The organism is Pseudomonas sp. R1-18, assembly GCF_051132095.1.
Lineage (GTDB): Bacteria > Pseudomonadota > Gammaproteobacteria > Pseudomonadales > Pseudomonadaceae > Aquipseudomonas.
On record NZ_CP071658.1, the window covers coordinates 1,836,690 to 1,850,133 of the forward strand.

General features: G+C 63.2%; 8 protein-coding genes. 3 read left to right on the forward strand and 5 right to left on the reverse strand.

Annotation, left to right across the window (positions count from 1 at the left end; all coding sequences use genetic code 11):
• Window positions 1–37: 37 nt before the first annotated feature.
• The 3 genes from J3P77_RS08460 to J3P77_RS08470 are packed head-to-tail and all read right to left on the reverse strand — an operon-like array spanning window position 38 to window position 4,574.
• Window positions 38–1,423, reverse strand: a complete 1,386-nt coding sequence (locus J3P77_RS08460; RefSeq protein ID WP_434681057.1) for an efflux transporter outer membrane subunit — start codon at window positions 1,421–1,423, stop codon at window positions 38–40.
• A 7-nt stretch (window positions 1,424–1,430) separates the two neighbouring features.
• On the reverse strand, window positions 1,431–3,401 hold the full coding sequence (locus J3P77_RS08465) for a MacB family efflux pump subunit (RefSeq protein WP_434681058.1): 1,971 nt from the start codon (window positions 3,399–3,401) through the stop codon (window positions 1,431–1,433).
• Complete coding sequence (locus tag J3P77_RS08470) at window positions 3,402–4,574, reverse strand: efflux RND transporter periplasmic adaptor subunit (protein WP_434681059.1); 1,173 nt, start codon at window positions 4,572–4,574, stop codon at window positions 3,402–3,404.
• Between the two features lie 293 nt (window positions 4,575–4,867).
• On the opposite strand from J3P77_RS08470, the gene pvdQ reads away from it, so the two are divergent.
• Window positions 4,868–7,177, forward strand: coding sequence for a bifunctional acylase PvdQ (pvdQ, locus tag J3P77_RS08475; protein ID WP_434681927.1), 2,310 nt, complete (start codon window positions 4,868–4,870; stop codon window positions 7,175–7,177).
• 405 nt (window positions 7,178–7,582) lie between these two features.
• On the opposite strand, the gene J3P77_RS08480 is transcribed toward pvdQ, so the two are convergent.
• Both J3P77_RS08480 and J3P77_RS08485 read right to left on the reverse strand, forming a co-directional pair.
• Window positions 7,583–7,873 carry a hypothetical protein gene (locus J3P77_RS08480; RefSeq protein ID WP_434681060.1) on the reverse strand — a complete coding sequence of 97 codons (291 nt, stop codon included), beginning with the start codon at window positions 7,871–7,873 and terminating at the stop codon, window positions 7,583–7,585.
• Between the two features lie 158 nt (window positions 7,874–8,031).
• Window positions 8,032–9,228, reverse strand: a complete 1,197-nt coding sequence (locus J3P77_RS08485) for an amino acid aminotransferase (protein ID WP_434681061.1) — start codon at window positions 9,226–9,228, stop codon at window positions 8,032–8,034.
• A 353-nt stretch (window positions 9,229–9,581) separates the two neighbouring features.
• On the opposite strand from J3P77_RS08485, the gene uvrB reads away from it, so the two are divergent.
• Both uvrB and gltX read left to right on the forward strand, forming a co-directional pair.
• Window positions 9,582–11,597, forward strand: a complete 2,016-nt coding sequence (uvrB, locus tag J3P77_RS08490; RefSeq protein WP_434681063.1) for an excinuclease ABC subunit UvrB — start codon at window positions 9,582–9,584, stop codon at window positions 11,595–11,597.
• A gap of 224 nt (window positions 11,598–11,821) precedes the next feature.
• The gene (gene gltX, locus J3P77_RS08495) at window positions 11,822–13,303 is read left to right on the forward strand and encodes a glutamate--tRNA ligase (protein WP_434681064.1); all 1,482 of its coding nucleotides are present in this window, start codon (window positions 11,822–11,824) and stop codon (window positions 13,301–13,303) included.
• Window positions 13,304–13,444: the final 141 nt, after the last annotated feature.

Consider the following 13,444-nt stretch of genomic DNA (forward strand, 5'->3'; position numbering starts at 1 on the left):
TGTGGTAGTGAACTTGTCCGCGAAGGGCGGCGGATGGTCAGCCCGCCTGCCAGCCGCCGCCCAGCGCTTTATACAAAGCAATGCTCGCCTGTAACCGTGCCAGGCGCAGTTGCACGCTGACGTCCTGGGCCAGGTACAGCGTCCGCTGGCTTTCCAGCACCGTCAGCAGGTCTTCGGCGCCGGCTTCGTAGCGGCTCTGGGCGATCCGGAAGGCGGTCTGCGCCTGACGCAGTTCTTCTTCGTGCCAGTAGCGCTGCTGATCCAGCCCGTTGATGGCGTTCAGCGCCTTTTCCACGTCGGCGAAGCCGTTGACGATGGCGCCGCGATAGGTTTCCAGCAGTTCCTGCTGGCGAGCGGTTGCCCGATCCTTTTCCGCGCTCAGCCGACCATTATTGAAGATCGGTCCGGCCAGCCCGGCGGCGAGGCTGGAAAACGGTGCGCGCAGCCAGTCCTCCGCTCGCACTGACTCGGTACCGAGGCGAGCGGTCAATGTCAGTTTGGGAAACATGGCCGCCCGCGCGACGGTAATGTCGGCCTGGGCCGCGGCCAGCTCGGCTTCGGCCTTGGCCAGATCCGGGCGACGAGTCAGCAGGTCGCTGGGCACGCCGCTGGCGATTTGCGGCCAGTTCAGGCTGTCGAACGCTTGCTCCAGGCGCAGATTCTGCACTGGCTGGCCAAGCAAAGCGGCGAGGGTGATCAGTTGCTCGTTGGCCAGTTGATGAATGCGCGGCAATTCGCGCTGTTGTGTCGCGACCAGATTTTTCTGCTGGGCCAGCTCCAGCGCCGTGGCCGAGCCGGAGTCGTAGCGGGTCTGAACGAGTTTCAGCACGTCCTGGGCGTTGGCCAGGTTCAGCTCGGCAATCCGCAACTGCTCGCGGGCCGACAGCGTCTGCGCGTACCGATCCGCCACGTTGCCCAGCAGCGTCAGCTCCACCGTCGCCTGGTCGAATTCGCTGGCCTTGAGCAGCTGTCCTGCGCTGTCCCGCGCGGCCGCGACGCCACCCCAGAAATCCACTTCATAGCTGGCGGTCAGGTCGCTGGTAAAGGTGTCCTGGTTGTTGTCATCGAAGCGGTTGGCCTTGCGGTCCTCGCGGCGGATGAATTTGTTGCGCTCGCCGCCCAGGCCATAGCTCACTTCAGGCAACAGCGGCGCACCGCCAATGACCGCCGCGGCCTGTGCCTGGCGTACGCGCGCCATCGCCGCGCCGATCTCGTGGCTGTCGCGCTGCGCCTGTTCGATGAGGCGATTGAGTTCCGGGCTGGCGAAGCTCTGCCACCACTGTGCGTCGGTGCGTTGTGCCGCTGCCTCTGCGGCGAACGCCCAGCTGGCAGGCGGCTGGACGCCGCTTTCGATGCGCGGAGCGGGCGAGTGACAGGCCCCTAGCAGCAGGCAGGTGGTCAGCAGGGTCAGGCGTGGCTTCATCAAGAAATCATTCACTGGTAAGGGCCGTGACCGGGTCGAGGCGGGCGGCTTTGCGGGCGGGCATGAAACCGAAGATGACGCCGGTCACCAGTGCGCAGCCCAGCGCACCGAGCACGGCGGAAAGCGAAAACGCCACCGCCACCTCGCCGAGCAGCAATGCGCCTCCCATGCCCAGCGCCAGAGCCACGCCGGCCAGGCCGCCCACGACTGAAAGCAGCACCGCCTCGGTGAGGAACTGGCGCAGAATGTCCCGCTGTCGAGCGCCGGTCGCCATGCGGATGCCGATTTCTCGGGTTCGCTCGCGGACGGTCATCAGCATGATATTCATCACCCCGATGCCGCCGACCAGCAAAGATATGGCGGCAATCGAGCCGAGCATCAGTGATAGCGTGTTCTGGGTTCGGGCCTCGGCCTGGATCATCGCGGCGTTGTTGGTCAGTTCGTAGTCGGCTTTGCCATGGTGAAGGCGTTGCAACAGTTCGTGAATGGCGTCTTCGGCCTGCTTGACGTTGTCGGCGTCCTGGGTGGCGACGGTGATGTACTCCGGATTCTGTGTGCCGAACAGGCGGATGCTCGCTGCCGAATAAGGAATGGCGATGCGGTTGTCGCTGTCCGGGTCGCCGGAACTGGCGCCTTTTTCCTGAAGAACGCCCACCACCTGAAACGGCACGTTTTCGATCAGGATGTATTGACCGATGGGATCGATGCCGTCATTGAACAGCGTCTGCCGCACCTTGTGGCCGATCACGGCGACGGCCGCCGCGCTGCGCTCATCGGCGTCGGTGAAATAGCTGCCCTCGACCACCGGCCAGTTGAAGATCGCTGGAAAATGGGTGTCGTTGCCACCCACGTAGCTGGAATGGTCAACATTGCCGAAGCGCACTCCAGCCTGCCCGCCGTTGACCGGCATGATCATTTTCACGTCGGGCAGCGCGCCCAGCGCCGCGACTTCCGCGAGGGTAATGATGCCCTTGGGTGCGCGTGGATTGGGCGACTTGCCGTTGAGGTAAATGATGTTGGAACCGAACGACGACATCTGCGCCATGACCTGACGCTTGCTGCCTTCGCCCACCGCCAGCATCACCACCACCGAAGCGACGCCGATGACGATGCCCAGCAGCGTCAGCGCGGTGCGGAACCGGTTGATCCACATGACCCGCCATGCGGCCTGAAGGGCATCGAGCAGTTCGCCTTTCCAGGCACCGCTGTGGACGCTGCCTTCGTCGAGGCGCTTGCGCAGGTCCACAGCCTGCAACGCGCCTGAACCCGTTGTCGCTGACGGCGACGCGCGCCTGCCGGTGTCGCTGACGATCACACCATCGCTGATTTCGATGACGCGCTGCGCTCGGGCCGCCACCGCCCGGTCGTGGGTGATGAGGATCACCACATGACCATGTCCGGCCAGTTCGTCGAGCAGCGCCATGACCTGCGCACCGCTATGGCTGTCCAGTGCGCCGGTGGGTTCGTCGGCCAGGATGATATGGCCGCCATTCATCAGCGCGCGGGCAATCGAAACGCGTTGCTGTTGGCCGCCGGACAGTTGATGCGGGCGGTTACCGGTGCGCGAACCCAGGCCCAGCCGGGTCAGCAGTGCCGCGGCACGGGCATGGCGCTGTGCGGCGGGCGTGCCGGCGTAGATCGCCGGCATCTCGACGTTTTCCTGCGCCGAGCCAGAAGGAATCAGGTGATAGCCCTGGAACACGAAACCGAATGCCTCGCGCCGCAACCAGGCGAGTTCATCGCTGTCGAGCCCGGCCACGTCCTGGCCGGCGAAAAGGTACTGGCCACTGCTCGGGCGATCCAGACAGCCGAGGATGTTCATCAGAGTCGACTTGCCCGACCCGGACGCGCCGACCACGGCGACGAATTCGCCGGGATGTATGGTCAGATCGACGCCGCGCAAAACATCGACGCGCGGGCTGTCACCGCCGCCGTAGGATTTGCGAATGTCGCGCAGGTCGATCAGCGGCGTCGACATTCAGCCTCCACTGCCGGTGGAAGGCTTGAGCAGCAGCCGGTCGCCTTCACTCAGGCCATCCAGCACCTGAACCCGCAAACGGTCGCTGATACCGGTGCGCACGGTGCGTTGCTCTACCTCGCCATTGCCGGTCATGACCTGTGCCAGTTGGAGGTCGGCCTGCGGCCCGGTACGCAACGCCGCGACCGGAGCAGTCAAGGCATTACGCGCGCTGCCGGCCACGAAGAAAATCTGTGCGGTCATCTCCGCCATCAGTGCCTGGTCGGCGTTGTCGACATCCAGCAGCACGGTATAGAGGACCACGCGGCCACCGCCGTTCTTGCCCGAATTGCTCGGGCTGCCGCCGCCCTGATTGGCCTGGTCCAGCGGTTTGGGCGGCAGCGGAAGAATCTGCCGGACCGTGCTGCTCCAGCGCCGGCCGCCACCGCTGAGCGTGGTGAAGTAGGCGTTCATGCCTGGCTTCACGTGACCGATGTCGGCTTCCGAGACTTCGGCCCAGACCGTCATGGGCGACAGCCGCGCGATGCGCAGGATCAGCGGCGTCTGTTGCTGGGCGTTGAGGGTCTGGCCTTCGCGCGCGTCCAGCGCAACCACGGTCCCGGACATCGGCGCATAAATACGTGTGTAGCCCAGTGCGGCTTCGTCGCTGCGCAGCGCGGCCTGAGCCTGGAGAATCTGCGCCTTGAACATGTCGACCCGCGCCTGCGTGGCGCGAAACTCCGATTCGGCGGCCTGCACGTCCTCGGCGCGCGTGGCGCCGCCAGCGGCCAGGCTTTTCTGGCGCTGATGCTTTTGCCCGGCCAGTTGATGCAGAGCGCGCTGTTCTTCCAGCTGCGCCTTGAGGTTTTCGATGGCGTAGCGCGCGGCATCGAGCCTGGCTTTTTGTGTGGATGGGTCGATCTCCACCAGCAACTGGCCTTCCTGGACCTGATCGCCGACCTGGGCATGGATTTTCATGATCTGCCCGGTGGCCTGGGAACCGACATCCACGTAACTGCGCGGCTGCAAAGTGCCCAGCGCGGTGACGCTGCTTTCTATATCAGCGCGGGTCACCGCCACGGTCGTCGCGTGGTTCTGCTCGCCGGGCAGGATCTGCCATGCGCACAGCGCGATCACCGGGAACAGACAGAGCGCCAGAAGGACAGTGCGGCGAGGGTGTCGGGGGCGTGTCATGCAGGGTGCCTGCTCCGTCGGGAAGTCGGTCGGCCGAAAAACGCCGGCCAGGGAAACTGTCCATTAGACGAGAGCGGTGGGCGGCAATTTAGCAGGGCAGGTGGGCAGGTGGGCAAGTGGACAAGAGTGCCTAAATTTCCGGCAGGGTTTTCGTTCAGTGAGGGGCCGCTTCCAAACGCTGGCCTGCGCTCCAGTGAGAGCGCCACCCGCCGCGCCCACAAAATTCTTTCGTTTCGCCGTCCCTTCACCACATTGGAGTCCGCGTGATCATTTCCAGAGTCTTTCTAGTCGGCATCTCCGGCCTGCTGGCCTTTCCGGCCCTGGCGGCGGATCAGGGCGTATCCGCGCAGATCCGCCGGACCGGCTACGGCGTGCCGCACATTCTCGCCAGGGATGAACGCGGTCTGGGTTATGGCATCGGCTACGCCTACGCCCAGGACAACCTGTGCCTGCTGGCCAACGAAGTTGTCACGGTCAGTGGCGAGCGATCGCGGTACTTCGGACCGGAACAGACGACGCTGGAGCAACGCAACAACATGGCCAGCGACCTGTTCTTCAAATGGCTGAACAGCCCTGAATTGGTGGCCGGATTCTGGCGCGCGCAACCGGCGGAGATTCAGCACCTGATGCAAGGCTACGCCGAGGGTTACAACCGTTCGTTGAAGGAACAAAAGGCATCGGGATTGCCCGAAGCCTGCCAGGGCGAGTGGGTGCGCGCCATCGACGCCGACGATCTGGTGCGCCTCGGTCGTCGTCTGCTGGTGGAAGGCGGAGTAGGGCAATTCGCCGAAGCATTGGCCGGCGCCCAACCGCCGCAAAGCGGGCCGGATAGCTTGCCCAAAGCCGCGTACACCGGCCAGTCGCAAGCGGACCGGTTACTGGCTCTGGAGCAGGCGGCGGAGCGCAATCAGCGTTTCGCTCTGGAACGCGGCAGCAATGCGGTAGCGGTCGGCCGCGACCTGTCGTTCAACGGGCGCGGCATGCTGCTGGCCAACCCGCACTTTCCGTGGAGCGGCGGCATGCGCTTCTACGAGATGCACCTGACCATCCCCGGCAAGCTGGACGTGATGGGCGCTTCGTTGCCGGGCCTGCCGATGATCAACATCGGCTTCAACCAACATCTGGCGTGGACCCACACCGTCGACACCTCGAAACACTTCACCTTGCACCGCTTGCAGCTCGATCCGCGTGATCCGACGCGCTACATGCTGGATGGCCAGTCGATAGCGATGAGCAAAAAGCAGGTTCAGGTAGATGTCAGACAGCCCGACGGCGGCGTTCAATCGGTAACGCGCACGGTCTGGTCGTCGGAATTCGGTCCGGTGGTGCAATGGCCGGGCAAGCTGGACTGGAATCGGCAAGTGGCCTTCAGCCTGCGCGATGCAAATCTGGGCAACGACCGCGTGTTGCAACAGTGGTACGCCATGGATCAGGCGACCAGCTTGCAGGCGTTGCAGGATTCGGTGCACCGGTTGCAAGGCATTCCGTGGGTCAACACCCTGGCCGTGGATGCCGAAGGTCAGGCGCTGTACATGAATCTGTCCGTGGTGCCCAACGTGGACGCCGCCAGGCTGGCGGACTGCAGCGATCCGCGCGCCGGCACCGCGATGATCGTCCTCGACGGCTCGCGTCGGGCCTGTAACTGGGAGGTGAGCGCGGATGCGGCGCAGCCAGGCATTTATCCTTCGTCCCGACAGCCACAACTGCTGCGCACGGATTTTGTGCAGCATTCCAACGACTCGGCGTGGCTGGTCAACCCGGCTGCGCCGCTGAAGGGCTTTTCGCCGCTGATCAGCCAGGACGGCCAGGCACTTGGTCAACGCACGCGTTTCGCCCTGGACCGGCTCGCCAGCCTGCGCCGCTCCGGGACCATCAGCGTGTCGGGGTTGCAGGCCATGGTCATGGACAACGAGGTGTATCAGGCGGGCCAGGTGATGCCTGACCTGCTGCAATTCTGCGCCAAAGGATTGGGCGCGGACGCCGAACGGCTGGCCGCCGTATGTGCGGGATTGAAGGACTGGGACCGCCGCGCCGAGCTCCATAGCGGCATCGGGTTTGTGTACTTCCAGAAAATCATGGCTGCGTTGCAAAGCGCTCCTTCGCGCTGGCGGGTGCCGTTCGACCCTCGCGAACCGGTGCATACGCCACGCGGCCTGGCCATCGAGAACCCGCAGGTCGCGGACGCGTTGCGCACCGCGATGCGGACCGTCGCCGACGAAGCGCAGAAAGCGCAGTGGCCTGCGGATCTGCGCTGGGGTGACGTGCAGGTTTCAACTTCTGGTGGCGCGCCGATTCCCATTCATGGCGGGCCGGCGAACCTCGGCGTCTATAACGCAATGCAGACTGTGGCGGGCAAGGACGGGCGGCGTGAGGTGGTCAGTGGCACCAGCTACCTGCAGGTGGTGAGCTTCGACGAAACAGGACCGAAAGCCCAGGGGCTGCTGGCGTTTTCGCTGTCGGGCAATCCCGGGTCGGCGCACTCCAGCGACCAGACCCGGGCGTTTTCCAGCAAGCAGTGGAGCGTATTGCCGTTTACCGAACAGCAGATCAAGGCGGACCCCGGATATTCGGTGCAGGTGGTCAAGGCTTCGGATCTGCACTAGGCATGTGGGAGATTCTATGTTTGAGGGGTAGCCCTAAAACATAGAAATCTCATGGAGCCCGCGAGGCCGCTTTTGATTCTGCCCGGACGGCGTGGGAGCGAGCTTGCTCGCGATCTGGCGCGTAGCGGCAGTAAACCGGGCGACCGCATTTTGTCAGTTACACCGCGCGAACCATTCTGCTGCCGCTTCGCGCCAGATCGTCGGATTGCCGCCCAGGGCAAGCCCACCCCTACAGTTCGTGCAGCGCTGCGGTTCTCGTGGGAGCCAGCTTGCCGGCGATGGCGTTTGATCAGCCAGTGAGATGTGTGGGTTTGAATTGACGCAGTCGCCAGCAAGCTGCCTCCCACTGTCTTGGGCCTGACTTGAGGCCGAAGACAGTTGGGTCTCACTGCGGTGCGCGAACGATCAGCCAGTCCCGGTATCAATATCGGCATCGTGGCCCTTGGTGGGTTGCAGGTTGCGCTGGGTCTCGGGTTTTTCCTGAGGCTCATAGTCCGGCACGTAGGCGCTGCCGTTGGATTTTTGAGTCTGCTGGCCTGGGGTCTGCTCGCCCGAGGTCTGAGACTGAGACTGCGACGAATTGCCGGCGGAAGCGGGATCAGACGCTGGCTGCTCGGTGGCCGGATCGTGACGGTCAACGGGGCTGGACGGTTGGCCGGGCGCTTGTTCTTTGTGTTTTTGCGGATCGATGGACATGTGCACCTCGTTGGCTTCTAGTGAAAAGCTTACGAAGTTTTGAGGCCGCTGAGGCCCAGTGGTTCGAAGAAACTGAACCGGCGCGAAAAGAAAGCGCAAAAAAGGGAAGCCAGACCTGCGTCTGCTTCCCTTTTTCGTTGCTGCTACGGGCCGCGTGATCAGAGCACTTGCTTGATCGCGTCGCACACCACGTCGATGTTCTTGTTGTTCAGCGCCGCGACGCAGATGCGCCCGGTGTCCAGCGCGTAAATGCCAAACTCGCTGCGCAGGCGCTGGGCCTGGGCGGCTGTCAGGCCGGAGTAGGAGAACATGCCGCACTGGCGGGCCACGAAGCTGAAGTCCTGGCCGGCCGGGTTGTCGGCCAGACGCTCGACCATCGCCTTGCGCATGCCGTGGATGCGCGTACGCATCTGGCCCAGTTCTTCTTCCCACATCGCACGCAGCGCCGCGTCGTTGAGCACGGCCGCGGAGATGATTGCGCCATGGGTCGGCGGGTTGGAGTAGTTGGTGCGGATCACGCGCTTGACCTGGGACAGGACGCGCGCGGTTTCCTCGGCAGACTCGGTGACGATCGACAGCGCGCCGACGCGCTCACCGTAGAGCGACAGCGACTTGGAAAACGAAGTCGAGGCGAAGAAGGTCAGCCCGGATTCCGCGAACAGCCGCACGGCCACGGCGTCTTGCTGCAGGCCCTGGCCGAAGCCCTGATAGGCCATGTCCAGAAACGGCACGTGACCTTTGGCCTTGACCACTTCCAGCACGTTCTTCCAGTCGTCGGCGCTCAGGTCGACGCCGGTCGGGTTGTGGCAGCAGGCGTGCAGCACGACGATCGAGTTGTCCGGCAGGTTGCGCAGGTCTTCGAGCATGCCGGCGCGGTTCACGTCATGCGTCGCGGCGTCGTAATAGCGGTAGTCCTGAACCGGGAAGCCGGCGGCCTCGAACAGCGCGCGGTGGTTTTCCCAGCTCGGATCACTGATCGCGACCACGGCACCCGGCAGCAGGCGCTTGAGGAAGTCGGCGCCGATCTTCAGCGCGCCGGTGCCGCCCACCGACTGAGTAGTCAGTACGCGGCCGGAGGCGATCAGCGGGGAGTCGGCGCCCAGCAGCAGTTTCTGCACGGCCAGGTCGTAAGCGCCGATACCGTCGATCGGCAGGTAACCGCGCGGAGCGTGCTGGGCTACGCGAATCTTCTCGGCTTCGGCCACTGCGCGCAGCAATGGAATGCGCCCGTCTTCGTCACAGTAGACGCCCACACCCAGATTGACCTTGGTGGTGCGAGTGTCGGCATTGAATGCTTCGTTGATACCCAGGATCGGATCGCGGGGCGCCATTTCGACAGCGGAGAAGAGGCTCATTTTTGCGGCAGCTCTTAATGGAGAGGGAAGGGAAGCCGCTCCGACCGAATGCGCCAGAGCGGTGCACAAACGGGGACCTAGTATAGAGAGCAACGAGTGGCCGAGCGACAGGCAGAGCCGGTTTTTTGCCAGGTTTTTGCGCAGTTTGCCGAACGTTCGTCAGCTGGCGCCCTCAATCTTTTAACCGCTGGTGCAATCCGGGGCTTGAAAGGCGAGGATATGGCTCCATGTACAGGTGTATCTCACTCGACTCGCTACGTCTTTCCCTGACGGGATACGGCGTCGGCGTCTGTTTGCTTCGAGCGGGCCAGTTGGCGCGCAAGCTCGTGCGTGCCCGAACAAAGAGGTAGGTTATGTCCGAGTTCCAGCTCGTCACCCGTTTCAAGCCAGCCGGCGATCAACCTGAAGCCATCCGCCAGATGGTAGAAGGTATCGAAGCGGGGCTGGCGCATCAGACCTTGCTCGGCGTAACCGGTTCGGGCAAGACCTTCAGTATCGCCAACGTGATTTCGCAGGTGAAGCGCCCCACACTGGTGCTGGCGCCGAACAAGACCCTGGCCGCCCAGTTGTACGGTGAATTCAAAGCGTTCTTCCCCAATAACGCGGTCGAATATTTCGTTTCGTACTACGACTACTACCAGCCCGAAGCCTACGTGCCGTCGTCGGACACCTTCATCGAGAAGGATGCGTCGATCAACGACCACATCGAGCAGATGCGGCTTTCGGCGACCAAGGCGCTGCTGGAGCGCAAGGACGCCATCATCGTCACCACGGTGTCGTGCATCTACGGTCTGGGCAGCCCGGAAACCTATCTGCGGATGGTTCTGCACATCGACCGCGGCGACAAGCTCGATCAGCGGGCGCTGTTGCGACGGCTGGCGGATCTGCAGTACACCCGCAACGACATGGATTTCGCCCGCGCTACCTTCCGCGTGCGCGGTGATGTGATCGACGTGTACCCGGCTGAATCGGATCTGGAAGCCATCCGCATCGAGCTGTTCGACGATGAGGTGGAGAGCCTTTCGGCCTTCGATCCGCTGACTGGCGAGGTGATCCGCAAGCTACCGCGCTTTACCTTCTACCCCAAGACCCACTACGTGACGCCCCGCGAAACGCTGGTGGAGGCGATGGAAGGCATCAAGGCCGAGCTGGCGGAGCGGCTTGAATACCTGCGCAGCCAGAACAAGCTGGTCGAAGCCCAGCGCCTGGAACAGCGCACCCGGTTCGATCTGGAAATGATGCTGGAGCTGGGTTATTGCAACGGCATCGAAAACTATTCGCGCTACCTGTCGGGACGCCCGTCCGGTGCGCCGCCGCCCACGCTGTTCGATTACCTGCCGGCCGACGCGCTGCTGGTGATCGACGAATCCCACGTCAGCGTCTCGCAGGTCGGGGCAATGTACAAAGGCGACCGCTCACGCAAGGAAACGCTGGTCGAGTACGGCTTCCGTCTGCCGTCGGCGCTGGACAACCGGCCGATGCGCTTCGACGAGTGGGAAGCTATCAGCCCGCAGACCATTTTTGTGTCAGCGACGCCGGGCAATTACGAAGCCGAGCACGCTGGACGGGTCATCGAACAGGTGGTTCGGCCGACCGGTCTGGTAGACCCTCTGGTTGAAATTCGCCCTGCGCTGACGCAGGTCGACGACTTGCTCTCGGAGATCAACAAGTGCGTGGCAATTGACGAGCGGGTGCTGGTCACGACGCTGACCAAGCGCATGGCCGAGGATCTGACCGATTATCTGGCCGACCACGGCGTGCGGGTGCGTTACCTGCACTCGGACATCGACACGGTGGAGCGGGTCGAGATCATTCGCGACTTGCGTCTCGGGACCTTTGATGTGCTGGTCGGGATCAACCTGCTGCGTGAAGGTCTGGACATGCCGGAAGTCGCGCTGGTAGCGATTCTCGACGCCGACAAGGAAGGCTTCCTGCGCTCGGATCGTTCGCTGATCCAGACCATCGGTCGAGCTGCGCGTAACCTCAAGGGCCGGGCGATCCTGTATGCGGACCGGATGACCGGTTCCATGGAACGCGCGATCAACGAGACCGAGCGGCGTCGCGAGAAGCAGATCGCGTTCAACGAGGCCAATGGCATCACGCCGGTGGGCGTGTCCAGGGACGTGGCGGATATCCTCGAAGGCGCGACGGTGCCGGGCTCGCGCAGCAAAAAGCGCAAGGGCATGGCCAAGGCTGCCGAGGAAAACGCGAAATACGAGAACGAGCTGCGCTCGCCGAGCGAGATCAACAAGCGCATCCGTCAGCTGGAAGAGAAGATGTACCAGCTGGCCCGCGACCTGGAGTTCGAAGCCGCCGCGCAGATGCGCGACGAAATCGGAAAGTTGCGCGAGCGGTTGCTGGCCGTGTAAGAGCGGACTTGTCCGCGACTGACTATGCACCAGTCGCGGCTGTACCGCAGCTCACGGTTCTGTGGGAGTCAGCTTGCTGGCGAAGAGGCCGGTGGGGTCGCGTACATTTTTGCGGTCACAGCTCCGCATCTGCTCGCCATATCGGATCGCGGGTAAGCGCGCCTACAATCCGTCTCTCGCGCCTGTTAAGATTCCGCGCTTGATCGACCTATTCGGGATTTTCCATGACCACCGTTCGTACCCGCATCGCGCCATCGCCCACCGGCGACCCCCACGTTGGCACGGCCTATATCGCGCTCTTCAACTATTGCTTTGCCAGGCAGCATGGTGGCGAGTTCATCCTGCGCATCGAAGACACCGATCAGCTGCGCTCGACCCGCGAGTCCGAGCAACAGATCTTCGACGCGCTGCGCTGGCTGGGTATCGAATGGAGTGAAGGCCCGGATGTGGGCGGCCCGCATGGTCCATACCGGCAGAGTGAGCGGGGCGACATTTACCAGAAATACGCCCAGCAACTGGTCGACATGGGCCACGCGTTCCCGTGCTTCTGCACTGCCGAAGAGCTGGATCAGATGCGTGCCGAGCAGATGGCACGTGGCGAGACCCCACGCTATGACGGCCGCGCTCTGCTGCTTTCCAAGGAAGAAGTGGCGCGTCGCCTGGCTGCCGGCGAGCCCCATGTGATCCGTATGAAGGTGCCGACCGAAGGCGTCTGCGTCGTGCCTGACCTGCTGCGTGGCGAGGTCGAGATCCCTTGGGATCGCATGGACATGCAGGTGCTGATGAAGGCCGATGGCCTGCCGACCTATTTCCTCGCCAACGTGGTCGATGATCATCTAATGGGCATCACCCACGTATTACGTGGCGAGGAGTGGCTGCCGTCGGCACCCAAGCTGATTCTGCTGTACGAGTACTTCGGCTGGGACAAGCCACAGCTGTGCTACATGCCGCTGCTGCGTAACCCGGACAAGAGCAAGCTGTCCAAGCGCAAGAACCCGACTTCGGTTACGTTCTACGAGCGCATGGGCTTCATGCCCGAGGCGATGCTCAACTATCTGGGGCGCATGGGCTGGTCAATGCCGGACGAGCGCGAGAAGTTCTCGTTGCAGGAAATGGTCGACAACTTCGATCTGTCGCGCGTTTCCCTGGGCGGGCCGATCTTCGATATCGAGAAACTGTCCTGGCTCAACGGCCAGTGGCTGCGTGAACTGCCGGTCGAGGAGTTCGCCGCGCGGGTGCAGACCTGGGCGTTGAACCCCGAGTATCTGATGAAGATCGCGCCGCACGTGCAGGGCCGCGTTGAAACCTTCAGCCAGATCGCGCCTTTGGCGAGCTTCTTCTTTGCGGGTGGCGTCACGCCGGACGCCAGGCTGTTCGAGCACAAGAAGCTGTCGCCCGAGCAGGTCCGCCAGTTGATGCAGCTGATTCTGTGGAAGCTGGAATCCCTGCGCCAGTGGGAGAAGGACGCGATTACCGGCGTCATTCAGGCGGTGGTCGAACACCTCGGCCTCAAGCTGCGCGATGCAATGCCGCTGATGTTCGCCTCGATCACCGGGCAGGCCAGTTCCGTATCGGTGCTCGACGCCATGGAAATCCTCGGCCCGGACTTGACCCGTTTCCGCCTGCGTCAGGCCATCGATCTGCTGGGTGGCGTTTCGAAGAAGGAAAACAAGGAGTGGGAAAAACTGCTGGGCGCTATCGCCTGACAGGGGAGGCGCATGGATCGACCATCGCCCGCGCCCGGGCAGTGGTCGACGTGAGCCCCGAATCGGGGCGTCACGGGTAAGTGTTTGTTATGCCGACGAAAAATTTTCAAAAAAGTTGAAAATAAGTTTGACAGGTTCGTG